Annotated in this window: 25 protein-coding genes; 19 read left to right on the top strand and 6 right to left on the bottom strand. The window is 63.3% G+C overall.

The window, feature by feature from the left end; translation table 11 throughout:
• Positions 1-76 precede the first annotated feature (76 nt).
• The 5 genes from L0U84_RS30985 to L0U84_RS30970 form a co-directional block, all read right to left on the bottom strand.
• Positions 77-466 carry a DUF6232 family protein gene (locus tag L0U84_RS30985; protein ID WP_233855876.1) on the bottom strand — a complete coding sequence of 130 codons (390 nt, stop codon included), beginning with the start codon at positions 464-466 and terminating at the stop codon, positions 77-79.
• Positions 467-911: 445 nt separating this feature from the next.
• Positions 912-1,181 carry a hypothetical protein gene (locus L0U84_RS30980; protein ID WP_233855875.1) on the bottom strand — a complete coding sequence of 90 codons (270 nt, stop codon included), beginning with the start codon at positions 1,179-1,181 and terminating at the stop codon, positions 912-914.
• 384 nt (positions 1,182-1,565) lie between these two features.
• Positions 1,566-2,024 carry a cache domain-containing protein gene (locus L0U84_RS30975; RefSeq protein WP_233855874.1) on the bottom strand — a complete coding sequence of 153 codons (459 nt, stop codon included), beginning with the start codon at positions 2,022-2,024 and terminating at the stop codon, positions 1,566-1,568.
• A 97-nt stretch (positions 2,025-2,121) separates the two neighbouring features.
• Entirely contained in the window at positions 2,122-2,253 is a 132-nt protein-coding gene (locus tag L0U84_RS43880) for a hypothetical protein (protein ID WP_267939972.1), read from the bottom strand.
• A 140-nt stretch (positions 2,254-2,393) separates the two neighbouring features.
• A complete protein-coding gene (locus tag L0U84_RS30970) occupies positions 2,394-2,678 on the bottom strand; it encodes a DUF3303 domain-containing protein (protein ID WP_233855873.1) in 285 nt (94 codons plus the stop codon).
• A 789-nt stretch (positions 2,679-3,467) separates the two neighbouring features.
• On the opposite strand from L0U84_RS30970, the gene gltS reads away from it, so the two are divergent.
• The 10 genes from gltS (at position 3,468) to phaC (ending at position 15,137) form a co-directional block, all read left to right on the top strand.
• Positions 3,468-4,670 (top strand): sodium/glutamate symporter, encoded by a 1,203-nt coding sequence (gene gltS / locus L0U84_RS30965; protein ID WP_233855872.1) that lies wholly within the window; start codon positions 3,468-3,470, stop codon positions 4,668-4,670.
• 42 nt (positions 4,671-4,712) lie between these two features.
• Positions 4,713-6,416 carry a dihydroxy-acid dehydratase gene (locus tag L0U84_RS30960; RefSeq protein WP_233855871.1) on the top strand — a complete coding sequence of 568 codons (1,704 nt, stop codon included), beginning with the start codon at positions 4,713-4,715 and terminating at the stop codon, positions 6,414-6,416.
• A gap of 35 nt (positions 6,417-6,451) precedes the next feature.
• Positions 6,452-7,312 (top strand): class I SAM-dependent methyltransferase, encoded by an 861-nt coding sequence (locus L0U84_RS30955; protein WP_233855870.1) that lies wholly within the window; start codon positions 6,452-6,454, stop codon positions 7,310-7,312.
• Between the two features lie 131 nt (positions 7,313-7,443).
• Positions 7,444-7,905 (top strand): hypothetical protein, encoded by a 462-nt coding sequence (locus L0U84_RS30950; protein ID WP_233855869.1) that lies wholly within the window; start codon positions 7,444-7,446, stop codon positions 7,903-7,905.
• Between the two features lie 120 nt (positions 7,906-8,025).
• Positions 8,026-9,030 (top strand): AraC family transcriptional regulator, encoded by a 1,005-nt coding sequence (locus tag L0U84_RS30945; RefSeq protein ID WP_233855868.1) that lies wholly within the window; start codon positions 8,026-8,028, stop codon positions 9,028-9,030.
• A 212-nt stretch (positions 9,031-9,242) separates the two neighbouring features.
• Positions 9,243-11,045, top strand: a complete 1,803-nt coding sequence (locus L0U84_RS30940; RefSeq protein ID WP_233855867.1) for an acyl-CoA dehydrogenase — start codon at positions 9,243-9,245, stop codon at positions 11,043-11,045.
• A 71-nt stretch (positions 11,046-11,116) separates the two neighbouring features.
• Positions 11,117-11,866 carry an electron transfer flavoprotein subunit beta/FixA family protein gene (locus L0U84_RS30935; RefSeq protein ID WP_233855866.1) on the top strand — a complete coding sequence of 250 codons (750 nt, stop codon included), beginning with the start codon at positions 11,117-11,119 and terminating at the stop codon, positions 11,864-11,866.
• A gap of 13 nt (positions 11,867-11,879) precedes the next feature.
• Complete coding sequence (locus L0U84_RS30930; RefSeq protein WP_233855865.1) at positions 11,880-12,827, top strand: electron transfer flavoprotein subunit alpha/FixB family protein; 948 nt, start codon at positions 11,880-11,882, stop codon at positions 12,825-12,827.
• Positions 12,828-12,909: 82 nt separating this feature from the next.
• Positions 12,910-13,380, top strand: a complete 471-nt coding sequence (locus tag L0U84_RS30925) for a MaoC family dehydratase (protein ID WP_233855864.1) — start codon at positions 12,910-12,912, stop codon at positions 13,378-13,380.
• 14 nt (positions 13,381-13,394) lie between these two features.
• Positions 13,395-15,137, top strand: coding sequence for a class I poly(R)-hydroxyalkanoic acid synthase (gene phaC / locus L0U84_RS30920; protein ID WP_233855863.1), 1,743 nt, complete (start codon positions 13,395-13,397; stop codon positions 15,135-15,137).
• Between the two features lie 89 nt (positions 15,138-15,226).
• Here the strand turns inward: phaC and L0U84_RS30915 are convergent, their stop codons facing one another.
• The gene (locus tag L0U84_RS30915) at positions 15,227-16,228 is read right to left on the bottom strand and encodes an AraC family transcriptional regulator (protein WP_233855862.1); all 1,002 of its coding nucleotides are present in this window, start codon (positions 16,226-16,228) and stop codon (positions 15,227-15,229) included.
• A gap of 243 nt (positions 16,229-16,471) precedes the next feature.
• Between L0U84_RS30915 and L0U84_RS30910 the strand changes: the two genes are divergently transcribed.
• The 9 genes from L0U84_RS30910 to L0U84_RS30870 all read left to right on the top strand — a co-directional run bounded on the left by L0U84_RS30910 (position 16,472) and on the right by L0U84_RS30870 (position 25,320).
• The gene (locus L0U84_RS30910; protein WP_233855861.1) at positions 16,472-17,527 is read left to right on the top strand and encodes a 3-keto-5-aminohexanoate cleavage protein; all 1,056 of its coding nucleotides are present in this window, start codon (positions 16,472-16,474) and stop codon (positions 17,525-17,527) included.
• Positions 17,528-17,681: 154 nt separating this feature from the next.
• Positions 17,682-19,004, top strand: coding sequence for an MFS transporter (locus L0U84_RS30905; RefSeq protein ID WP_233855860.1), 1,323 nt, complete (start codon positions 17,682-17,684; stop codon positions 19,002-19,004).
• Between the two features lie 103 nt (positions 19,005-19,107).
• The gene (locus L0U84_RS30900; protein ID WP_233855859.1) at positions 19,108-20,088 is read left to right on the top strand and encodes a quinone oxidoreductase family protein; all 981 of its coding nucleotides are present in this window, start codon (positions 19,108-19,110) and stop codon (positions 20,086-20,088) included.
• 10 nt (positions 20,089-20,098) lie between these two features.
• The gene (locus L0U84_RS30895; protein WP_233855858.1) at positions 20,099-20,947 is read left to right on the top strand and encodes a TauD/TfdA dioxygenase family protein; all 849 of its coding nucleotides are present in this window, start codon (positions 20,099-20,101) and stop codon (positions 20,945-20,947) included.
• 18 nt (positions 20,948-20,965) lie between these two features.
• Positions 20,966-21,532 carry an RBBP9/YdeN family alpha/beta hydrolase gene (locus tag L0U84_RS30890; RefSeq protein ID WP_233855857.1) on the top strand — a complete coding sequence of 189 codons (567 nt, stop codon included), beginning with the start codon at positions 20,966-20,968 and terminating at the stop codon, positions 21,530-21,532.
• Between the two features lie 32 nt (positions 21,533-21,564).
• The gene (locus L0U84_RS30885; RefSeq protein WP_233855856.1) at positions 21,565-21,921 is read left to right on the top strand and encodes a Rieske (2Fe-2S) protein; all 357 of its coding nucleotides are present in this window, start codon (positions 21,565-21,567) and stop codon (positions 21,919-21,921) included.
• 50 nt (positions 21,922-21,971) lie between these two features.
• Positions 21,972-23,597 carry a 3-(methylthio)propionyl-CoA ligase gene (locus L0U84_RS30880; protein ID WP_233855855.1) on the top strand — a complete coding sequence of 542 codons (1,626 nt, stop codon included), beginning with the start codon at positions 21,972-21,974 and terminating at the stop codon, positions 23,595-23,597.
• A gap of 144 nt (positions 23,598-23,741) precedes the next feature.
• Positions 23,742-24,902, top strand: a complete 1,161-nt coding sequence (locus L0U84_RS30875; protein WP_233855854.1) for a porin — start codon at positions 23,742-23,744, stop codon at positions 24,900-24,902.
• Positions 24,903-24,933: 31 nt separating this feature from the next.
• A complete protein-coding gene (locus L0U84_RS30870; protein WP_233855853.1) occupies positions 24,934-25,320 on the top strand; it encodes a BON domain-containing protein in 387 nt (128 codons plus the stop codon).
• Positions 25,321-25,372 lie beyond the last annotated feature (52 nt).

The following is a 25,372-nucleotide window of genomic DNA, read 5'->3' as shown; positions in this document are numbered from 1 at the left end:
AGTAACGGGAAAGCCGTGCGGGGCTGGTGCCGGCCAGTCGCGCATGGCTTCGTCATGTTTTGCGCGTCTGACGGCCTCACGCCTTCGGCGCAGCAGGCGCCGCCTTCGCCCGATGCACGGCCTCGCCGACGCGCTCGACGAACTCGCGATCCGTGCTCATCAGCGCCTCGCGCTCGCCGTCGGCCGTCTTGACCATCAGCCGATGGGTGATGTCCTGAGTTACCCAGGTGAGCCAGCCGACCACGATCAGCATCGCCCCGCATACGAGTCCCAATGCCGAATGCAGCACGCCGCCGACGATCGCGCCGATCAGCCCGGCCACCGAGATCACGAGCGGCACGGCCTTGTTCTTCTGCACGGTGACGACCTGCACGTCGACGATGTCGCGCAGCGGGAAGACCTGACCCGCGGACGAGAGGGCGTTGCGCGTGACGGACACGCCGCGATCGTTGAAAGGAGTTTCCATCGTTTCCATGCGAGGGTGGTGAAGCGCGCAGCGTAGCAGACTTCCTTTGCTTGCCTAAAGTTATGGATTTTTTCAACCGCTGGAAGGCCCGTGCCACAAGGGTTACCGGCGGGGTTAACGGCGCTAGTCAGGGTTGTGGACGAGACGTCGAACGCACAATCAGGCGGGTTATCGGCCATGCGGACGTTGGGGATGCGGTCACCGTCCGCGCCGTAGTAGCTTCGAATGTCAGCTGCCGATGCGAGTGAATGAGTACTCGCGACCCTGATCTGCTTTTCGACCCAGCGCAGGCGCAGCAGCAGCTCTCAAGAGCGGGACGGCCACACGCCAAAGGCGGGCGGCGCCGGTCATCCGGAGCGGCGCGGCCGGGACGCACGAGGCACCCGTCGGCACGTTCCGCATCTTCCCCCGGCCACACTGTTGCTGGATACTCACGCAACCAGCGCTAGTACTTGATGTCCCGTTTTTGCTGGCGACCTTCCTGCTTCGTGTGGCGCTTGTCTTGCCGGCACTGGGCGTTGCTCTTCTGGTTCGCAGCCCGGCAATCGACCTTGGTCGCGCGTGCTTGATGTTTGGCAGCTTGGTTTACGTTCCGGCCTTGTTGCCGCTGTTGCGACTGGGTGGTGGCCAAGGCAGCGCCCGATAGGGCCAAGAGTCCGGCTGCGGCCAGCATTGCGCCCGTCCGCCTCCAAAATCCGCTTCTTGATTCGACCATTTTCACGCTCCTTCGTGCTTGGGTGAGCTGGCGGTTAGTTGTTGCTGCGCTCCCCCTGCAAAGGGCCAACTTGTGGGCCGAGGAGGATGCAGAGGCGAGACCGATCAGTGCCGCAGCAATGGTGACAATCCATGTCGACGCTGTCGGACTCGTTCTGTGACTGGAAGGCAATTGGCTGAGAGTATTAAATCACGACCAGTCATAAGCGCCGCAATGAGGTGCAGCACTTGCCTTCTCGCATTCAGTTCAGGTGGTCGTCCGCATAATATCTGGTCCCCTTGGCTGTGAATTCAATCGTGCGACCTTTGACGGTGAGCTGATAGCGCCAGTCGGAGTTCGGCTGTTCGGCGCCCATATGACCACCTGACGGTTGGTTTGGTCGGACTACTTGTAGTAACCGACACCGCATCCCAGGCCGGCGACCGCGGTAACGAAGCTCGCCTTCGGCACCCACGTCTTGTCAGCGCCGGCCTTGGGAGACATGTAGCTGACCATATTGACCTGGCCCTCTTTTGCCGCGTCATAGAGCCTTGGGCCATACACGTCGCCCGTAGGGTCCTTAAATGCCCTCACATCCTTGCCGAGCAACCCCTTAACGTTGGGATTGCCGACCGCGACGAGGAGTCCGTCGCTGAGATTGAAGCAGAACGGATAGAGTTCGCCAACAAGGAAGCCGTTTTCGCCCTTGTTGATCTGGTCGAGCGTCGTGGCCTTATCGGTTTTGATGGCCGCAACTGTCTTTTCAAGCATGACCTTAGCGTCCGCCGCAGTACTTTGCGCGAATGCCGTAGTCGAGAACAAGACAGCCATGGCGCCTAGCGCGCGAATCGCTTTACAAAACATGGACCTTCCTCCCTGCTCTTCGATCAATTTGCAATTGTCATGCACCGTGTGCAGGCATCACAGCATCGTATCCATAGATATGTAATAAAGGACGTGGTCACATATACGTGTCAGTAGATGCGGCTGCATGGTGGCTCGTGCGTGTCACGGTATGACGCCGCAGCTTCGGATTGGGAAACAGATCGGCGACGGTGCCGAACGCCGTGCCGATCAGAATGCCGCCGCCCATCGACCTGCAAACCGCGCGAGATGACCAGCAACAGCATGCTGGTGGCGAACCCACACCATCGAGGAGGTGAATAAACAGCGGCAGTTGCTCGCTGGGCAGAGGTGTGTCGAATGCGTGCCTTATGGCGGTCCAAAGTGCACTTACTTGCGCGCGGCCTGATGCGCGCCCAATGCCGCGCCGAGTTCCTCGTCCGTCGCCGCGGGGAAAATGCTCATCGTCAGTAAATCGTCCCATTGGAGCGCCAGCGCCGACAGTCCGCGCGTATCTTCCGCCTCGACGACCGCAAAGCCATGCAACCCACCGATCGCATGCCAGCGCCCCAGCATTTTGACACCCTCAGGCGGTTGGCCGCCGGTTTTCATGAAACGCTCGATGGCGGAATTTTCTGCAGTCGGCAAGCCATTCCATTGCACGATGAATTTCATTGCGAGTCTCCAATATGAATTGACGGTGCCGGCCCGTGGTGCGCCGTCATCGCCGTTCGCGTTGTGCGACGCGCTTGCATGCCTCGCGCCGCCAACCCTTCTACGCCAGGATGCTGTCTGAATAGCGCGTGCTATTGGCGAACGGCAAAAAACCACTTGCCGTCCTAACCATCATAGGTGATCGCATGGTCGCTCACGTCGCCGCGTTCGGACGTTCACCAGGTCAATCGCACGATCGCCTGTGTAGCGATGACGAGCCGCCCGACATAAACACCGATCGCGTTCGACGACAAGCAAAACACATAGAGGTTCTGAGCTGATGGACCCATACGGGGATGTCCGCAACGGCATCACTTTTCGCGAATGGACGGGAACGACAGTTGATTGGCTTCAGCCGAGGTTGCCCGCGTTGAGCGAGCAGGCACGGGCGCTTTTGAACAACTTGGAGACACTTGCAGAAACTCGCCGACCGGCCGCAACGGGTCGTGAGTGTGAGTTCGCCGATCGAGGAAGCTCTCGTTCGGCTGCTCGGTGCCTCGACCGTCAGCAATCCGCCGTCTTATCGCTGACCTAGAACTCAGCCCGGCCCAATGTCGCGCGGCAGTGGCGCGACGCCATGCTCCGTTTGCATTGCGTCAAGGAAAATCATACTTTGCCTGGACGAATTGGCTAAGATGTCGCAGGTCGCGCGCGCTCCGGATGATTACAGGCCTTACCGCACCATGATGCGCCGCCGCGTCGCGCCGGGAAAACAGAGAACGTCGTCACGCTCCCGCTCGGAGGCCATCCATGACTATCGGCGTGTATGCCACGCTGGTCGCTACGTCGCTCGTGCTGCTGCTCGGCGAAAAGCTCGTGCAATGGATCGGCGTGCTGCGGACCTATTCGATTCCGGCGCCGGTGGCAGGCGGGCTCATCGTCGCGATCTGCGTGCTGATCGTGCGCGTCACCACACACGTGCAGGTCAGGTTCGATTCGACGGTGCAGGCGCCGCTGATGCTCGCGTTCTTCTCGACGATCGGTCTGAATGCGCATCTATCGAGTTTGAAAGCGGGTGGCCCGGCGTTGATCCGCTTTCTCGCGCTCGTCAGCGGGCTGCTGATCCTGCAGAACGTGCTGGGCCTTCTGCTCGCATTCGCGCTCGGCGTCGATCCGCTGCTCGGCATTCTCGGCGGCTCGGTCACGTTGTCGGGCGGACACGGCACCGGTGCCGCGTGGAGCCAGGTCTTCACCGAACGTCACGGGCTGGAATCGGCGACCGAGATCGCGATCGGCTGCGCGACGTTCGGGCTCGTGATAGGCGGCGTGCTCGGCGGTCCGATCGCACGGTTGCTGATGCGGCGCATCAGCGCCGACGAACTGCTGAGCGTCGGGCAGCGCGACGAAGAAACGCTGGTCTTCGAGGAGCCGAAGGCGGAGCAGGCCACCACTCCCGCCGCGATCATCACGACACTGGCGCTGATCTCGATCTGTCTTGCCGGCGGCGAAGTGTTCGCCGACTGGATCGCGGGCACCGCGTTCGAATTGCCGACTTTCGTCTGCACGCTGTTCATCGGCGTGATCCTGAACAACGTGCTCGCGCTCGTGCGTGTGCGGATCGACCAGCACGCGGTCGCACTCGTCGGCAACGTCGCGCTCGCGCTATTTCTCGCGATGGCGCTGATGCGCCTCGATCTATGGGAGCTTGCCGCGCTAGCGGTGCCGATCATCTCGATCCTCGCCGCGCAGACGCTGCTGATGGCGCTCTACGTGGTATTCATCACGTTCCCGGTGATGGGCCGCAACTACGACGCGGTCGTGTTGTCCGCGGCACAATGCGGACTCGGCATGGGCGCGACGCCCACCGCGATCGCGAACATGCAGGCGATCACGAACCGCTTCGGCCATTCCCATATCGCGTTCCTGATCGTGCCGCTGACGGGCGCGTTTTTCATGGACATCGTCAACGCGATCGTCATCAAACTGTTTCTCGCGCTGCCGTTTTTCCATTGAGCCGCGGCGGCATTCGCAGACCAACCCAGGCAAGCACATACCATGAGCGATCAACGCAGCAACAAGCCGGTCGGTTTCGCCAAAGGCCTGACCAACTACGGCGACCGCGAATTCAGCGTGTATCTGCGCCGCACCTTCGCGAGCTCGATGGGCTATAGCCGCGAGATGCTGGACCGGCCGATCGTCGGCATCGCGCATTCGGCGAGCGGCTTCAACAATTGCCACCGACATTTCCCCGAGATGATCGACGCGGTCAAGCGCGGGGTGCTGGCGGCCGGCGGCCTGCCGATCGAGTTTCCGACCATCTCGCTCGGCGAGACGTTCCTGACGCCGACGAGTCTGAAGTTCCGCAACCTGATGTCGATGGACGTCGAGGAAATGACGCGCGCGCAGCCGATGGATTCGGTCGTGCTGCTCGGCGGCTGCGACAAGACGGTGCCCGCGCAGCTGATGGGCGCGGCATCCGCGAATCTGCCCGCGGTGCAACTGGTCGCGGGGCCGATGTCGACGAGCCGGCATCGCGGCGAGCGGCTCGGCGCCTGCACCGATTGCCGGCGCTTCTGGGCCAAATTCCGCGCGACCGAAATCGACGCGCAGGAAATCGGCATCGTCGAACGACGACTCGCGTCGACCGCGGGCACCTGCGCGGTGATGGGCACCGCGAGCACGATGGCGATCATCGCCGAAACGCTCGGCATGATGCCCGCGAATAGCGCCGCGTGTCCCGCGGTCGATGCGGACCGCCTGCGCATCGCGGAAGAAACGGGACGCGTCGCCTTCGATCTGATCGCGAAGCCGATCCTGCCGAGCGAGATCATCACCGCGCAGTCGGTCGAGAACGCGCTGCGCGTGCTGCTCGCGATCGGCGGCTCGACGAACGCGATGATCCATCTGACCGCGATCGCGGGCCGTGTCGGCGTGAAGGTCGATCTGCAGCGGCTGAACGAACTGAGCGACAGCACGCCGGTGCTCGTCAACCTGAAGCCGACCGGCGATCACTACATGGAAGACCTGTACGCGGCGGGTGGCGTGCCGGCGATCCTGCGCGAGATCAAGCATCTGCTGCATCTCGATTGCCGCACGGTGACCGGCGAGACGCTCGGCGACCGGCTGCACGACGTGAGCTGGGTCGATCACACGGTGGTGCGGCCGTACGCGCAGCCGGTGCGCGAGAACGGCGGACTGGTCGCGCTGTTCGGCAACCTCGCGCCGCGCGGCGCGATCCTGAAGCGCTCGGCGGCCGATCCGAAGCTGTTCGAGAAGGAAGGGCGCGCGGTCGTGTTCGAATCGCTCGAAGACCTGGCGAACCGCGTCGACAGCGATGAACTCGACGTCAGCGCCGACGATTTCCTGGTGCTGCAAAACGCGGGTCCCACCAGCGACTCGGCGATGCCCGAAGCCGGTTATCTGCCGATTCCGGCCAAGCTCGCGCGCGCCGGCGTGAAGGACATGGTGCGGATGTCGGACGCGCGCATGAGCGGTACCGCGTACGGCACGATCGTGTTGCACATCACGCCCGATTCGGCGTCGGGCGGCCCGCTCGGGCTCGTGCGCAACGGCGATCGGATTCGCCTGAGCGTCGCGAATCGCTCGCTGGAATTGCTCGTGCCGGATGAAGAGCTGGATCGACGCCGCGCCGCGTTGCCGCCGCAAACGCGGGTGCCGGCGAAGCGCGGTTATGCGAAGCTGTACGAACAGGAAATTCTGCAAGCCGATGAGGGTTGCGATTTCCGGTTTCTCAAGTGAACGAGCGGCAATCAGCGAACCGGATCGACACAGTCATGAGCGATCAACCACACATCGCACCCGACAGTACCGCCGCGCGCGTCGCGTTATGGCGTGCGCTGCACGTGCAGGCCGACCCGCCGCCGCACGTGCTCGAAGACGAAGTCGGCTTGCAGTTGCTGGCACCCGCCGAAGACTGGCGCAGCCGCGGCGACATGGACCCGCGCTTCACGCGGCCGTTTCGCGCGTCGATCGTCGCGCGCGCACGCTTTATCGAGGATCTGGTCGTCGAGCAGGCGGGACGCGGGGTGGATCAATACGTGATCCTGGGCGCCGGTCTCGACAGCTTCGCGCAACGCCGGACCGACATCGCGTCGCGGCTCACCGTGTTCGAGGTCGATCCGCCGGGGCCGCAAACGTGGAAGCGTCAGCGGCTCGGCGAACTGGGTTTCGGCGTGCCGGACTGGCTGCGTTTCGTGCCGGTCGACTTCGAAGCGGGCGATAGCTGGCGGCAGCGTCTCGTCGCCGAAGGTTTCGACGAAAGCAGGCCGGCCGTCGTCGTGTCGACCGGCGTCAGCATGTATCTGACGAAGGAGGCGAACGCGGCGACGCTGCGCGAAGTGGCTGGGCTCGCGCGTGGCTCGACGTTCGCGATGACGTTCCTGTTGCCGCTGCAGATGGCGGATCCGGAGGTGCGCCCGGGGCTCGAAATGGCGGAGAAGGGCGCGCGTGCGAGCGGGACACCGTTCATCAGCTTCTTCATGCCGTGGCAGATGATCGAAATGGCGCGTGAAGCCGGATTCGACGAGGCGCGGCACGTGTCCGCGGCCGATCTGACGCAGCGCTACTTCGCGGGGCGCACGGATGGGCTGCATCCGCCGGGCAATGCGGAGGAATTGCTGGTGGCGAACACTTAGGGGCCGCCGCGGTGTGATTTGCGCCGACGACGCCAACCGAAGTTGCCAACCCGGCATGCGAGTCGTGAATCCGCGATCGCTTCCCTCACGCGGATATAATCGCGCTCGACCATGGCCTCCGAAGTCTACTCATGAAAAAGATCGCCGCCTTCGCACTCGTTGCCTGCGCACTCGCCGCCTGCTCGTCCCCGGAAAAGGAGACGCAGCGCGCCCAGCAGGACATCCTTCATAGCGAGCCGAACCTTCTCGCCGCGCAACGCAGCGCGGTGATCGATTGCTCGCCGGCGAATTGCGATGCCGCGTGGGCGGCGACGAAGCGCTATATCGAGCAGCACTCCGAGACTCACGTGATCCGCGCGGACGCGCTCGCGATCGAGACGGACGTGCCCGACGATTCGGGCAAAGCCGCTTTCTCAGCGACCCGCGCGAACAAGAGCACGGGCGGCGCGACGCTGTCGCTGTTCGCGCAGTGCCGCGGCATGTATGGGCCCGACAGCGCGAAGGGCGACGACTATGACGAGTGCGCCGAGAAAATCCTGAAGACTCAGAACGGCTACGTGCCGTATCTGCGCTCGCACGCATCGGCGCAATAGGCGGCAAGGCTACCTGAACCGGAGGGCACAGGCGGCACTCCCTCGGCGATCCGCCAAACCCTCGCCACGATGCGGCGGGAGACGCTATGCTGATGCGTCTTCGCCTCGCGGATCACTTTCATGCACGCTCCTGGCGCAACCGTACCGATCTCGCTCGTCAACGGGTTCCTTGGCAGCGTCAGGACGCGGCCGGATGTCGTCGACCGGCATCTGTCGGGCGCCAACATCCCGCGCGCGCTTCTGGACCACCCTGGAGCGCGCGTCACCGAGGAACAGTTCTCCACGCTGTACCGCTCGCTCGCGATCGAACTCGACGATGAGATGCCGGGCATTTTCTCGCGCCCGCTGCGCAGCGGCGCGCTCAAGTTTCTGTGCCTGAGCCTGCTGGATGCGCCGAATCTCGAAACCGCGATGCACCGCTTCGGCCAGTTCTTTCATCTGGTGTTTGACGACTTCCGCTTCGAGTCGCGCCGCAGCGAGCTCGTCGCGACTCTGGCGGTGCATCCGGGCAGCACTGGCGCGCAACCCGGCGTGCTGGGCCAGGAACTGATGCTGAAGCTCGCGCATGGGATCGCGTCCTGGTTGATCGGTCAGCGGATTGCGTTGTTGCAGGTGCAGTTCGCCTTTGCGCGTCCCCCTCACGCGCTCGAGTATCTCTATCTGTTTCCGGGACCGGCTAAGTTCGACTGCAGTCAGACCTCGATGCAGTTCAGCAGCAGCTATTTCGACCTGCCCATACGCCAGCGCAAGGCGAACCTGCGCAGGTTTCTCGCTCGCGCCCCTGAAGACTGGATCTTCGTTTCGTTCAACGAGCAGCTGTTCAGTCATCGCGTGCGGGAACATCTCGCCTCCCGGCTGCCCGATGTCCCGTCCATCGAAGAAGCGGCTGAAGGCCTGCACTGTTCGGTCAGAACGCTGTGCCGTCACCTGGCCGCCGAGGGCACGGCGTTTCAGGTGCTCAAGGACGAATTGCGCCGCGACATCGCGATCCAGCGCCTGACGCGCACCCACGAGCCCATCGCCATCATCGCGGGCGACGTCGGCTTCGGCGACCCCACCGCATTCCACAGAGCGTTCCGTCACTGGACCGGCAGCACCCCGGCGGCTTATCGCCGGGGTGGCTGATCTCGTCATATCAAAGCGTCGGCAACCTTCGCCGACGCAGTTCCCACGGGGCGCTTACTTCCTCCGACGTGGCCAGAGATGTCAATAGATCGTCCGGTTTGGACAACCGGGCAGGGCCTGTCCGACGCTACGATTCAGCCATACGTTACCCCGGCCGCATCGGTGCCAGACGGGTGACTTTCCCTACGGACTATCTGATCGGAAGAATGGTAATGAGCTACGTCGCGCCTCTCAAGGACATGTTGTTTGCAATCACGGAACTGGCCGGAATCGACCAACTGTCGGGCTTGCCCGGCTGTGAGGACGCGACCGCCGACACCGCTCGCGCGGTGCTCGAAGAGGCCGCGCGGCTGCACGAAGGCGTGCTCGCGCCGCTGAACTTCGAAGGTGACCGCAGCCCGAGCACGTGGAAGGATGGCGTGGTCACCGCAACGCCCGGTTTCAAGGACGCGTTTCGTCAATTCGCCGAAGGCGGCTGGCAGGGTTTGCAACATCCGTCTGAATACGGCGGCCAGGATTTGCCCAAGCTGCTGTCGACGCCCAGCATCGAAATGCTCAACGCCGCCAATCTGTCGCTGGGGCTGTGCCCGCTGCTGACCGACGGCGCGATCGAAGCGCTGCTGACGGCGGGTAGCGAAGAACTGAAGCAACGCTACGTACCGAAGATGATCTCCGGCGAGTGGACCGGCACGATGAATCTGACCGAGCCGCAAGCCGGCTCCGACCTGTCGCTCGTGCGCACCCGCGCCGAGCCGCAGGGCGACGGCTCGTACCGGATCTTCGGCACGAAGATTTTCATCACCTGGGGCGAGCACGACATGACGGACAACATCGTCCATCTGGTGCTCGCACGCACGCCGAACGCGCCCGAAGGCGTGAAAGGCATTTCGCTGTTCGTCGTGCCGAAGTTCCTCGTCAACGAAGACGGCTCGCTCGGCGAGCGCAACGACGTGCACTGCGTATCGATCGAACACAAGCTCGGCATCAAGGCGAGCCCGACCGCGGTGCTGCAGTTCGGCGATCACGGCGGCGCGATCGGGCAGCTCGTCGGCGAGGAGAACCGCGGCCTGGAGTACATGTTCATCATGATGAACGCCGCGCGCTTCGCGGTCGGGGTGCAGGGCGTGGCGATCTCGGATCGCGCGTACCAGCAGGCCGTCGCGTATGCGAAGGAGCGCGTGCAGAGCCGTCCCGTGGATGGCTCCGCGAAGCAGTCGGTCGCGATCATTCAGCATCCCGACGTGCGGCGCATGCTGTCGACGATGCGCGCGCTGACCGAAGGCGCACGCGCGCTGGCCTACGTGTCGGCGTCGCATTGCGACCTCGCGCATCACCATCCGGACGACATGACGCGTGCGACGCATCAGGCGATCTATGAATACCTGGTGCCGATCGTGAAGGGCTGGAGCACGGAGATGTCGCTGGAGGTGACGAGCCTCGGCGTGCAGGTGCATGGCGGCATGGGCTTCATCGAGGAAACCGGCGCCGCGCAGTACTACCGCGACGCGCGCATTCTGCCGATCTACGAAGGCACGACGGCGATCCAGGCCAACGACCTCGTCGGCCGCAAGACCATGCGTGACAACGGCGAAGTGGCCGTGATGCTGCTCGCGCAGATCGACGTGACGCTGGCCGCGCTGCAAGCGCACGACTCATATGGTTCGAGCGCGGCCTTTCAGGCGATGCACCGGCATCTGTCCGCCGGCCGCGACGCATTGCACAGCGCGGTGCGCTACGTGGTCGAGAACGTCAAGAGCGATCCGAACGCGGTGTTCGCCGGCAGTGTCTCGTACCTGATGCTCGCGGGCATCGTGCTGTCGGGTTGGCAAGTTGCCCGCTCGCTCCGGGTCGCGGCCGACAAGCGCGACGAAGATCCGGCCTTCCATGACGCGAAGATCGCGACCGCGCATACCTACGCGACGCAGGTGCTGCCGCGTGCAATCGCGCTCGAAGCGGCGATTCGCGGCGCTCGCAATGGCGAAGGCGCACTGGCGCTGCGCGAAGACCAGTTCTGATCGATCAACGGATGTGATGTGTCATTCAAAGCGGTAGGGCGTGGCCCTATCGGTGTGGGAAGGAGAGTGTCGTGAGAGTTCTTGTAGCAGTGAAGCGAGTGGTCGACTACAACGTGAAGGTCCGTGCGAAGTCGGACGGTACGGGCGTCGACATCGCGAACGTGAAAATGTCGATGAACCCGTTCGACGAGATCGCGGTTGAAGAAGCCGTTCGTCTGAAGGAAGCGGGCGTCGTGACCGAAGTGGTTGCCGTATCGGCCGGTGTGACGCAGGCGCAGGAAACGCTGCGCACCGCGCTCGCGATCGGCGCGGACCGCGCGATCCTGATCGAATCGAACGAAGACCTGCAGCCGCTGGCGGTTGCGAAGCTGCTCAAGGCACTCGTCGACAAGGAACAGCCGCAACTGGTGATCCTCGGCAAGCAGGCCATCGACGACGACTCCAACCAGACCGGCCAGATGCTCGCGGCGCTCGCGAATCTGCCGCAGGCGACGTTCGCCTCGAAGGTCGTGGTGGCCGACGGCAAGGCGACGGTGTCGCGTGAAGTGGACGGCGGCGCCGAAACGCTGTCGCTGACGCTGCCGGCCGTGGTTACGACCGACCTGCGCCTGAACGAGCCGCGCTACGTGACGCTGCCGAACATCATGAAGGCGAAGAAGAAACCGCTGGAAACGATCAAACCCGAAGATCTCGGCGTCGATGTCACGCCGCGTCTGAAGACGCTGAAAGTCGCCGAGCCGGCGAAGCGCTCCGCCGGTGTGAAGGTGCCGGACGTGAAGACGCTGGTCGAGAAGCTGAAGACCGAAGCCAAGGTGCTGTGAGGAGACCCAAGAAATGACGAACCTGATAATTGCAGAACACGACAATGCGTCGATCAAGGCCGCGACGCTGAACACGATCGCAGCGGCACAGAAGATCGGTGGTGATATTCACGTACTGGTCGCGGGTCACAACGCGCAGGGCGCGGCCGATGCCGCCGCGAAGATCGCTGGCGTCAGCAAGGTGCTGCTGGCCGACGCGCCGCAGCTCGAAGCGGGCCTCGCCGAAAACGTCGAAGCGACGGTGCTGACGCTTGTGCAAGATGCGGCGAAGAACTACACGCATATCCTCGCGCCGGCCACCGCCTACGGCAAGAACGTCGCGCCGCGTATCGCCGCGAAGCTCGACGTCGCGCAGATCAGCGACATCACCGCAGTGGCTAGCGCCGACACGTTCGAGCGTCCGATCTACGCGGGCAACGCGATCGCGACAGTTCAATCTCAAGATCCGATCAAGGTCATCACCGTGCGCTCGACGGGCTTCGACGCAGTTGCGGCCGAAGGCGGCAGCGCAGCGGTCGAGAAGATCGAAGCGGCAGCCGACGCAGGCTTCTCGCAGTTCGTGAGCCGCGAAGTGACGAAGCTCGATCGTCCGGAACTGACGAGCGCGAAGATCATCGTGTCGGGCGGCCGGGGTCTAGGCAACGGCGAGAACTACACGAAGGTTCTGGAGCCGCTCGCCGACAAGCTCGGCGCGGCGCTCGGCGCATCGCGCGCGGCGGTCGACGCGGGCTTCGTGCCGAACGACTATCAGGTCGGCCAGACCGGCAAGATCGTCGCGCCGCAACTGTACGTCGCGGTCGGTATCTCGGGGGCGATCCAGCACCTCGCCGGCATGAAGGACTCGAAAGTCATCATCGCGATCAACAAGGACGAAGAAGCGCCGATCTTCGGCGTGGCCGACTACGGCCTGGTCGGTGACCTGTTCACCGTCGTGCCGGAACTCGAGCAGGCGCTCGGCTGACCGCATCCAGCGGTTAGCGTCGGTCACCACGCGTAGTACGCGTCAGCAGAGGGCAAATGCCCGCCCAGCCAGCGGAATAATCATGAATGAGCTTAACGGATACGATTTCGAAGACCTGCGACCGGGCATGAGTGCCCAGTTCGCCAAGACCATCACAGAGGCGGACATTCTGCTGTTCGCGGGCGCGTCGGGAGACATCAACGCGGTTCACATCAACGAGGAGTTTGCACAAACGACCCCGTTCAAGGGGCGCATCGCTCACGGGATGCTGACCGCAAGCATCATCTCCGCGGCGATCGCGGGGCGGCTGCCTGGCCCGGGCACGATCTACCTCGGCCAGAACCTGCGCTTCAAGGCGCCGGTTCGACCCGGCGATACCGTGCAGGCCGAAGTGACCGTCAAGGAACTGATTCACGACAAGCGCCGCGTGGTGCTGTCCACCGTTTGCACGGTCGGCGGCAAGGTGGTGATCGAAGGCGACGCGACGGTGATGCCGACATCGTGCCGCGACCGTGCGGTCGCGGACGAGGCTTGCGCCGTCAGTCCCGCATGATAGCGAGCGCCGCCATGAGAATGCCATTCAGCATGCCACACGAGTTTTCCACGGGCTGGGTCAAGGCCGGCTTCGATTTCTGGCGTTTTTCGCCATTCAAGGATGAATTCGATTCGACGGTGTCCGACGTTGAAGTCTCGGACGTCGATTTCCGCGGACCATTCGCGCAAGGCTCGGTCACACACACGAGCACCCACTACCTGCAACAGCAGACGCAACTGTGGAGCGAAGCCGTCAGCGGATTATTCGGCGGGCGCACGCAGTTGAAGGCGGTCGCCGAACCCGAGCAGGGCGACCGGCGCTTTCACGCCGAAGACTGGTCCAGCAACGTCTGGTACAGCCTTCTGAAACAGAGCTATCTGATCAATGCCCGGGCGCTCGCGGAGTTCGTCGAGGCGAGCGCGCTCGACGAAAAGGGCAAGCACAAGCTGCGCTTTTTCATGCGCCAGTTCATCGACCTCGCCAGCCCCGCGAATTTCCTCGCGACCAATCCCGAGGTCCTTCGGGCGGCGATGGAGTCGGGCGGATCGAGCCTGCTCGCGGGCGCGACGCAGCTGCTCGACGATCTGGGCAGCGGCTCAATTTCGATCACCGATGAAAGCGCGTTCGAAGTGGGCCGCAGCGTCGCCACGTCCAGTGGCGCGGTGGTCTTTGAAAACGATCTGTTTCAGCTGATCCAGTACGAACCGCTGACGCCGAAGGTCGCCGCGCGGCCGCTCGTGATCGTTCCTCCGTGCATCAACAAGTTCTACATTCTGGATCTGCAGCCGGAGAATTCGTTCGTGCGCTTCGCGTGCGAGCAGGGGCTGACGGTGTTCGTCGTGTCCTGGCGCAACCCGCAGCAGGACATGGCGCAGACCACATGGGACGCCTACCTCGAGGACGGCGTGATGCAGGCGATCAGCGTCGCGCGTGCCATTAGCCGGGCCGACCAGGTCAATGCATTGGGCTGGTGCGTGGGCGGCACGATGCTTTCGTCGGCGCTCGCCGTCATGCGTGCGAACGGCGACGACTCCGTGGCGAGCCTGACGCTGTTGACGGCGCTGCTCGATTTCACCGACCCGGGCGATCTGGGCGTGTTCATCGACGAACAGGGTGTGGCGATGCGCGAGCATACGATCGGCCGCGGGGGGCTCTATCCCGGGCGCGAGCTCGGCTTCGTATTCCAGTCGCTGCGTGCCAACGACCTGATCTGGCCGTACGTCGTGAACAACTACCTGAAAGGCAAAACCCCGGCCGCGTTCGATCTGCTCTACTGGAACGCGGACACGACCAACCTGCCCGGCCCGATGTACAGCTTCTATCTGCGCAACATGTACCTCGAAAACAGCCTGTGCGTGCCGAACAAACTGACGTTCTGCGACACGCCGGTGGATCTCGGCAACATCGATGTCCCGAGCTATCTGATGGCGGCCGAGGAAGACCACATCGTGCCGTGGCGCTCCGCGTATCAGTCGACGCAATTACTGGGCGGTCAAACCGAGTTCGTGCTGGGGGCGAGCGGCCATATCGCGGGTGTGATCAATCCGGCGTCGAAGAACAAGCGCAGCTACCGGACCAATGCTACCTGCGATGCGAACGCCGACGAGTGGCTCGCAACGTCGGTCCAGCAGCGCGGCAGCTGGTGGAATCACTGGATCGAATGGGTCAAGCAGCATTCCGGCGAGCAGGTCGCGGCGCGCACGAAGCTCGGCAATAGAAAGTACAAGGCAATCGAGAGCGCACCGGGCCGGTATGTGAAGCTTCGCGCCGAATAAGCGGATGGGGATAGCGGTGCGTTGGCAACGGAGAGTGATGTTCAGTGCATCACCCTCCGTTTTTTTTCGTCTTTGCTTGCACCGTGCCATCACTTCGCATGGCTCGCGCGCCAGTCGCGCGGCGTCATGTGGAAGCGCGACACGAACCAGTTCGTGAACGATCCCTGTTGCGCGTAGCCGAGAAGTGCTGATACCCGCCCGATCGGGTAGGTGCGATTGCTCATGTAGCGCACGGCGAGTTCGCCGCGGACTTCCTCGACCTGATCCGAAAAGCTGGTGCCGGCCGAACTCAACTGCCGTTGCATGGTGCGCACGCTCAGATGCAAATAACGTGCAACCAGTTCGGCGTTCGCCTGCTCGAGCGGCAGCAGCAGGTAGATCGCCTTGCGCACTTCCAGCGCCGCCGATTCCGCGGCGCTCGCGTTCAGCGGAGAGGCGAGGCTCTCCGCATAGCGCACGAGTTCAGGATCGGCCAGCGGATTCGGGTAGTCGAGATCGGCGCTCGCGCAAACGAACCCATTGAAGTCGCTGCCGAATTGCAGCGGACAGCCGAAGAAGCGCCGATGAAACGTCAGGTCCGCGGGTGCGGGGTGCGTGAAATGGAGTTCGCGCGGTTTCCAGAACTTGCCGAGAAGAGCACTGGAGTGTCGCGCGAGCACAGCGAGCGCCAGTTCGATTGCCTGTCTTGTCGGCGTACCCGGCTCGACGACGAGCTCTTCCCGAATCGTGACCGTTTTGTCCGCGTCCTCGACGTATACCGCCAGCGCTTCATTAAGCAGATGGCGGTATTCGGCCGCGGCCAGCAGTACTTCGCGCAGCGTGCGTTTGTGCGCGAGCAGGACATTGACCACGCCGCTGCCGAAGGTCTGCCGCGTCTCCGCCATTTGGAGCGCGAGCGTGGGGCACGACGCCTTTTCGGCCGTCATTTCCAGCAGCCGGCAGCAGGCGGTGGCCGACACGCGATCGTCCGGATTCGCGAGCGCGCCGGCATCAATGCCGGCCTGTTTCGCGAGCTCGACCGGGTTCAGTCCAAGCCGTCGCGTCACTTCGAAATAGCCGCTCATGGCTACCGACGTCACCATCGTTTCCATCGTAGTTTCTCCGGACGATTCAAACGCTGAGCATTGTTTTTAGTCATTAAACGCTTGCTTCGCGCAATTATTGGTGTTAACGCGCAGTGGCGCGAATCGCTAAAAGGATGGCGTCCAATCATAAAAGTGTAGCGCGTGCTTGCCGTATCGTGTGTACATGTCGTTCGATGTGTTCCAGCAGAGTTTCATGCGATCTCGCGATAGCGGAACACAGTCACTTCACAACTGGATGGAGGCAATCAAATGCAATTTCTCGACGATTCGCTGCACCCTGAGAATCAGGACAAGGTAGTCATCACCACCGCACCGTACGGCCCGGAATGGATGCCCGAGGATTTCCCGGAAGACATCGCCGTGACGATGGAAGAGCAGATCCAGAAGGCCGTCGATTGCTACAACGCCGGCGCCACGGTGCTGCACCTGCACGTGCGTGAACTGGACGGCAAGGGCTCGAAGCGCCTGTCGAAGTTCAACGAACTGATCGCCGGCGTGCGTGCGGCAGTGCCCGACATGATCATTCAGGTCGGTGGCTCGATTTCGTTCGCACCGGAAGACGACGGTCAGGCCGCGAAGTGGCTGTCCGACGATACGCGCCATATGCTGGCCGATCTCGAACCGAAGCCTGATCAGGTGACGGTCGCGATCAACACCACGCAGATGAACATCATGGAGCTGCTCTATCCGGAATACCTGGAAGGCACCTCGCTGGCCAACCCCGCGTTCATGGCCGCCTATAGCGAAATGACGGTTCCGGCCGGTCCCGCCTGGGTCGAGGAGCACCTTCGCCGCCTGCAGGCATCGGGCATCCAGCCGCACTTCCAGCTGACCGGCATTCACGCGCTCGAAACGCTTGAGCGCCTCGTGCGCAAGGGCGTGTACAAGGGTCCGCTGAACCTGACGTGGATCGGCATCGGTGGCGGCTTCGACGGTCCGAACCCGTTCAACTTCTTCAACTTCGTGCATCGCGCGCCGGATGGCTGCACGCTGACCGCCGAGTCGCTGCTGAAGAACGTGCTGCCGTTCAACATGATGGCGATGTCGATGGGCCTGCATCCGCGCTGCGGCATCGAGGACACGATCATCGATCAGCACGGTAAGCGCTTCACGTCGGTGCAACAGATCGAACAGTGCGTGCGCGTCGCGCGCGAACTGGGCCGCGAAATTGCCACTGGCAAAGAAGCACGCGAGATCTATCGTATTGGTGTGCAGTACGAGACGGTCGAAGAGACGCTGGTCGCGAACGGCATGGCGCCGAACCGCCAGGCCGGCGTCAGGAACCTGCCGCTGCGCGCGGCGTGATCGCCAGAAGCCCTGGCCGACGCGTTGGCCGAGGCCGGGCTTCATGAGTAACGCTCCCGGTGCATAGCGGGAGCAGATAGCTGAATCCATAACAGGTCGCCGGCCCGAGCGGGCAAGGCGGCCGCCAGGGAGTCAGTCTGGAAGGAGACAAAACATGCTCGTTCAGCATGCAGCGCCCACGGCGGGCGAAGTTTCGGCAGCAAAGACGGATGTGCGCGCTTATGCGTGGGTGGTGTTTGCGTTGACGGTGGGATTGCTGCTTTCCGACTATATGTCGCGGCAGGTGTTGAATGCGGTGTTTCCGCCGCTCAAGGCCGCGTGGCATCTGTCGGACGCGCAGCTGGGTTCGCTCAGCAGCGTGGTCGCGCTGATGGTCGGTGTGCTGACGTTTCCGCTGTCGGTGCTGGCCGACCGCTGGGGCCGCGTGAAAAGCATCGTGCTGATGGCGGCGATGTGGAGTCTCGCGACGGTGGGCTGCGCGATCTCGGCGAACTATGGGCAGTTGCTGCTGGCGCGTGCCTTCGTCGGGATCGGCGAAGCGGCGTATGGCAGTGTCGGTATCGCAGTGGTTCTGAGCATCTTTCCGGTGCGGCTGCGCTCCACGCTGACCGGAACGTTCATGGCGGGCGGCGCGTTCGGCTCGGTGCTGGGCATGGCGCTCGGCGGTGCGGTGGCGGCTCACCTCGGCTGGCGTTCGGCATTCGGCGCAATGGCGGCGATGGGGATCGTGCTGGTCGTGATCTACCGCCTCGTCGTCAGCGAAAAGCGTCTGGCGCCGCTGCAGCCGGCGAGCGTGACGAAGCAGGCGCAATCGCGCGGCATGCGCATGAGTCTGCGCGAGCTGATGAAGGGTCTGTTTTCGACGAAGTCCGTGGTGTGCGCCTATGTGGGCAGCGGTCTGCATCTGATGGTTCCCGCCGCTGTGTGGGCGTGGATGCCGAGCTTCCTGAATCGCTACTACGGCATGCCGACCGGCAAGGCTGCGCTGTGCGCGGCGGTGTTCGTGCTGGTGACCGGGTTGGGCATGGTGGTGTGCGGAAACCTCGCCGACCGGCTCAGCAAGAACGTGCGGGAACGCAAGTGGAGCGCCGCGATTGCTTTCTGCCTCGCCAGTTTCGTTCTGCTCGGGATTGGCTTTCACATGCCGGCAGGGCCGTGGCAGCTGGTCGTGATCGGCGTCGGCATGTTCTTCTGCGCCGGTGCGAGCGGCCCGTCGGGTGCGATGGTGGCGAACCTCACGCCGCCGACGATTCATGCCTCGGCGTTTGCGACCCTGACGCTCGCGAACAACCTGCTGGGCCTCGCGCCGGCGGCTGTTCTGACGGGGATCATCGCCGATCGGATCGGTCTGTCGGGCGCGTTGCAACTGGTGCCGTTCGCACCGCTCGTCGCGGCCGCCGCATTCATGATCGGCAAGCGGAACTACTCGGGCGATCTGGATCGGCTGAACACGTTGCGCGAGCAGGCCGCACGCTGATATCGGATGGTGCCGCGCGGACGGCGCGGAGAACGGAACCTGTAACTGCGCCGCGGGCGCAATGAATTCTGCAAAGTGCAGAGCAAAGAATTGGAGAGTCAACATGGCAAAGGCAGTTCGCTTTCATGAAACCGGTGGTCCCGAGGTCCTGCGCTACGAGGACGTCGAAGTAGGCAACCCCGGTCCCGGTCAGGTTCGCCTGCGCCATCAGGCAGTCGGCCTCAATTTCGCCGATACCTACTTCCGCAGCGGCCTGTATCCGGTCCCGCTGCCCGCGGGGATGGGCGTGGAGGCCGCGGGCGTGGTCGAGGCGGTCGGCCCGGACGTGACCAATGTTGCGGTGGGCGATCGTGTGACCTACACGGGCTTCATCAACACGCTCGGCGCGTACAGCACCGAGCGCCTGATTCCGGCCGCGCCGCTGATCCGGCTGCCCGATGCGATCGACTGCGAAACGGCTGCCGGCATGACCATGCGCGGCCTGACCTCCGCGTATCTGATGCGCCGCATTCACGACTTCAAGGCGGGCGACACGATCCTTCTGCATGCCGCCGCCGGCGGTGTCGGCCTGATCGTTTCGCAATGGGCGAAGCTGCTGGGTCTGACCGTGATCGGCACGGTTTCGAGCGAGGCCAAGGGCGAGGTGGCCCGCGCGCACGGTTGCGACCACATCATCAACTACAGCCACGAAGACGTCGCGAAGCGCGTACGCGAACTGACCGATGGCGTCGGCGTGAACGTGGTGTTCGACAGCGTCGGTAAGGACACCTTCGAGGCCTCGCTCGATTCGCTGAAGCGCCGCGGTCTGCTGGTTTGCGTCGGCACGGCCTCCGGCCCGATTCCGCCGTTCAATCCGCAGCTGCTGGCAATGAAGGGTTCGCTCTACCTGACCCGTCCGGCTCTGGCTGACTACATCGCCGATCCGGCCGAGAAGAACGAGCTTGCCGGCGAAATCTTCGGGCACATCGCCTCGGGACGTATCAGGATCGAATTGAATCAGCGCTACGCGCTCGAGGATGCGGCGCAAGCCCATCGCGATCTGGAATCGCGCAAGACGACCGGTTCGTCGGTCTTCGTTATCTGAGGAGCCAGCCATGCAAATCGAACAACTGACGTACTCGATCGGCGCGGAACTGACCGGCGTGAATCTCGCCCACGCCATTCATGACGACGGCCTGTTCGCGGAGATCCGCTCGGCGCTCTTGAAGCACCGGGTGCTGTTCCTGCGCGATCAGGACATCTCGCGCGCCGAACACGTGGCGTTCGCGCGCCGCTTCGGCGAACTGGAAGACCATCCGGTCGCGGGCAGCGATCCGGAAAATCCGGGCCTCGTGCGTATCTACAAGACCCCGGATCAGCCCAACGATCGCTACGAAAACGCGTGGCACGCCGACGCCACGTGGCGCGAAGCGCCGCAGTTCGGTGCCGTGCTGCGGTGTGTGGAATGTCCGCCCGTCGGCGGCGACACGATGTGGGCGAACATGGTCCTCGCCTACGAGAATCTGCCGGCGTACGTGAAGGCCCAGATTGCGGACCTGCGCGCGCGCCACAGCATCGAGGCGAGCTTCGGTGCGGCGATGCCGATCGAAAAGCGTCTCGCGCTGAAGGCGCAGTTTCCGGACGCGGAGCACCCGGTCGTACGTACTCATCCGGAAACGGAAGAGAAGGTGTTGTTCGTGAGCGCTTTCACGAGCCACTTCACGAACTTTCATACCCCGGAGCGGGTGCGTTTCGGCCAGGATGCGAATCCGGGCGCGGGCGATCTGCTGCGCTATCTGATCAGCCAGGCGTACATCCCCGAGTACCAGGTGCGCTGGCGCTGGAAGAAGAACAGCATCGCGATCTGGGACAACCGCAGCACGCAGCACTACGCGGTGATGGACTACCCGCCGTGCCATCGCAAGATGGAACGCGCCGGGATCATCGGCGACAAGCCGTACTGAACCAGTAAGAAGCGTCCCATGAATTACGAATTGAAACCGACCATTCTGATGGTCCCGGGTCTGCGCGACCATGTCGCCGAGCATTGGCAGACCCTGTTGCAGCAACGGCTGCCGAAAGCGCTATCAGTGCCGCCGCTCGAGCACGACAAGCTGAGTTGCGCGGCACGGGTTGCGGCGCTCGATGAGGCACTCTCGAGGATCGACGGCCCGGTCATTCTGGTCGCGCATAGCGCGGGCGTCATGATCACCGTGCAGTGGGCGGCGCAGCACAAGCGCGAGATTCACGCCGCGCTGCTCGCGGCGCCCGCGGACCTCGAAACGCCGCTGCCGGCAGGCTATCCGCAGTTCGATACGCTGAAGGAAAACGGCTGGCTGCCGATTCCGCGCAAGCCGCTGCCGTTTCCGAGCATCGTCGGCGCGAGCCGCAACGATCCGCTCGCGCGCTTCGAGCGAGTGCAGGAAATGGCGCAGGACTGGGGCAGCCGCCTCGTCGACCTTGGCGAAGTTGGGCACCTCAACCCCGCTTCGGGCTTTGGCGAATGGCCGATGGCGGAGACGTTGATTCGCCGCCTGGTACTGATGTGACGCGGCCCGCGCTGGATCAGAAGGAGTCTGGGATGTCGCGTCAGATCGTGGTGGGTGTCGCCGGCGAACTCGCGCCGGGCCAGCGCAAGCTGGCCTTCATCGATGGCCGCAGCATCGTGCTGTTCAACATCGAAGGCACGCTTCACGCCATCGACAACAGCTGTCCGCACAACGGCGCCGCGCTTTCGGGCGGCCAGCTGGAAGGCTGCATGTTGCGCTGCCCGGCGCACGGTCTGCGGTTCGATGTGCGCACTGGCTGCATGGCGGGAACGGGCGGATTGAATGTGACGACCTTCCCGGTCGAAATAGTGGATTCAAAGGTAGTGGTGAGTCTCGACGAGCCGAACGCGACGCCCTCGCAGGCGCGAGTGGGCAGCGCGGCGACGTAAGGACACGTAGGGCCGGCGCGAGACGCCACGACCAATCAGGAGACGGAAAGATGCAAGGCTTGATGATGCAGCAGTCGCTGCTGGTTTCTGCGCTGCTCACGCACGCGGAGCGCCATCACGGCGAACAGGAAATCGTGTCGCGACGTGTGGAAGGAGACATCCATCGCTATTCGTATCGGCACCTCGCGCAGCGCGCGCGCCGCATGGCCAATGCGTTGGGCACGCTGGGCGTGAAGCCGGGCGAGCGTGTCGGCACGCTCGCGTGGAACGGCTACCGCCACATGGAGCTGTATTTCGCGGTGTCGGGCTCCGGGGCCGTGCTGCATACGCTGAATCCGCGGCTGCACGTGGACCAGCTCGCGTACATCATCGAGCATGCGGAAGACCGTGTCGTGTTCTTCGACCTGACGTTTCTGCCGCTGATCGAGAGCGTCGCGCCGCGGGTGAAGAGCCCGAAGGTATTCGTGGCGATGACCGATCGCGCGCACATGCCGCAAGCGAACGACTTTGGCGGCATGTTGATGTGCTACGAGGACCTGCTCGAGCTGCACGACGACGTTTTCGAATGGCCGCAACTCGACGAAAACAGCGCGTCGTCGCTGTGCTACACGTCGGGCACCACCGGCAATCCGAAGGGCGTGCTGTACAGCCATCGTTCGACCGTGCTGCACACCTACGCGGCGGCGCTGCCCGATTCGCTGAACTGTTCCGCGCGTGACGTGATCCTGCCGGTCGTGCCGATGTTCCATGTGAACGCATGGGGACTGCCTTACGTCGCCTGCATGGTCGGCGCGAAGCTGGTGTTTCCCGGCCCGGCGCTCGACGGCAAGTCGCTCTTCGAACTGATCGAAACGGAACACGTGACGCTGTCGGCCGGCGTGCCGACTGTCTGGCAGGGATTGCTCACGCATGTCGACGCACTGGGGGCGACCTTCTCGTCGATGCGGCGCACGGTGATCGGCGGCGCGCCGTGTCCGACCGCGATGACCGAGGCGTTCCAGAAGCGTCATCGGGTCGAGGTACTGCACGCGTGGGGCATGACCGAATTGAGCCCGATCGGCACGGTCTGCAGCTTCAAGCCGCATCAGCAGTCGCTGCCGATGGAGGATCAGTACAAGGTGCAGGCGAAGCAGGGACGCTCGCTGTTCGGCATCGACATGCGGATCGTCGGCTCCCAGGGTAACGAATTGCCGTGGGACGGCGAGAGCGCTGGCGATCTGCAGGTGCGCGGTCACTGGGTCACGCAGCAGTACTTCGGCGCCGATGTCGAGTCGCCGCTGTGCGACGGCTGGTTTCCGACCGGCGACATCGCGACGATCGACCGGCACGGCTTCATGCAGATCACCGATCGCAGCAAGGACGTGATCAAGTCCGGCGGCGAATGGATCAGCTCGGCGGCGATCGAAAACGTCGCGTATCTGCATCCGGAAGTTTCGACGGCCGTGTGTATCGCCGCACGGCATCCGAAGTGGGACGAACGGCCGCTGCTGCTGGTCGTGAAAAAGCCGGGCAGCGCGCTGGACAGCGACGAACTGCTGTCGTTCTTCGACGGACGGGTCGCGCGCTGGTGGACTCCCGATGCCGTGGTGTTCGTCGACACGGTTCCTATCGGCGCAACGGGCAAGGTGCTGAAGAACCAGTTACGCGATCAGTTCGGGAGCTACTACCTGCCCTGACGCACCGCTTTCGCAGCAACGCAGTTCGATTCGATTTACGCAACAAGGCGCCCGGGTAAGCCGGGCGTTCATAAAATCACCAACCATCTTGAAGCGACCGCAGCATGGGCTTTTGCGCCACCGCCGGTACGCGAAGGAGACACAATGAAATTGAAGTCAAGCAGCGCTATCGTGTTGGCAATCTTCGCCACGTTCGCCACGGCGGCTCATGCGCAATCGTCAGTGACGCTCTATGGGGTGCTCGATTCCGGTTTGCTGTATCAAAGCACCAATGCGGCAAATTTCTCGGGTACTGCGAAGAATCTGGGCAGCGTCTGGCAGCTCAAGGATGGCGGTATCTACTCCAGCATCTGGGGCATGAAGGGGACCGAGGACATCGGCGGCGGCTACAAGATCAACTTCAAGCTGCAAGGCTCGTTCACGTCGAACAACGGCAAGACGGGCCTGTCCGACACGCCGGGCGTGACCGCGGTCTTCAACCAGTTCGCGACCATCGGTGGATCGGGTCCGTTCGGTTCGATCGACGCGGGCCGGCAGATCATCCCGATGATCTATGCGATGTCGGACACCGATGTGCGCGGCGCGCAGTACTTCGGCAGTATCCTTACCGCGTGGCTGGGTCTGAATCAGGCGGCGGGCTGGCCGGGCACCAGCACTAACGCGCCGATCGGCGCGCTCTATGACAGCAATGCGATCGTCTATAACTCGCCGAAATTCTATGGCGCGTCACTGGCGCTCGAGTACGCGCCGGGTGGCGTGCCCGGGCAGTTCCAGGGCGGTTCGCGCGAGTCGGCCGTGCTCAAGTACTCGAACTACGGTCTGAACCTGGCTGGGGTCTACTACAGCGGCCACGACACCAATCCGTACCCGGGCAACTATCCGACGGCTCCGGCCGCCCCTGCAACGGGCCGCAACAACAACAACCTCTACTATGTCGGCGCGATGTACACGATCAGCGGATTCTCGATATCCGCCTCGTTCAGCTCGTCGAATGCGCAGAGCCTGCTGAACAAATCGACCTACAACTTCGAAATGATCTCGGGCGGCCTCGGCTACCAGTTCAATCCGTCCTTCAAGATCACGTCGGGCTATTACTATCTGAAGGATCGCAACAATTCGGCGAATCACTCGAGTGAAGTGGCCGTGGGCGCGGAATACAGCATCTCCAGGGCGACCAAGGCCTACGCGCAAGTCGGCTATGTCGACAACAAGGGGACCATGAATCAGACGATCATCTATGGCGCGCCTGTTGCGCCGGGCATGTCGACCACGGCAGCAATGGTCGGCATCCGTCACGCCTTCTGATTGCCTCACACATATCAAAACGGAGTATTCGATGAAAAACATTCAGGCACGCGCGTTGGTCATTGCCACTTTGATTCTTGCGGCGTCCGCCAGCGCATGGGCGCAGTCGGGCCAGACGGCCGGTGCAGCGTCGGGCGCGCCGGGCGCAACCGGGATGGAAGCTAGCACAGCCGCACCGGCCAACACGCGCAAGGCCAATCGCGCGTTGCGCCGGCAGGTGTATGCCGCGCTCGGCAAGCACAAGGAGATCGACGCCGGCAATATCGGCATTACCGCGAAAGGCGGCGCGGTGACGCTGAATGGCACGGTCAAGGAGGCTTCGCAGGTCGATCAGGTTGCGGAGATCGCGAAGAGTGTTCCCGGGGTGATCTCGGTGACCAACAAGCTGACCGTGGAGAAGCCGTTCGGCGGGATGTAAAAAGAGCTCACGCATCGGGGGATCAAGCGCGAGGAGCCCACTATAACAACGC

Source organism: Paraburkholderia sp. HD33-4, from assembly GCF_021390635.1.
GTDB lineage: Bacteria > Pseudomonadota > Gammaproteobacteria > Burkholderiales > Burkholderiaceae > Paraburkholderia.
Note: the sequence above shows the minus strand (reverse complement) of the source record. Positions and strands in the feature narration are given on the sequence as shown.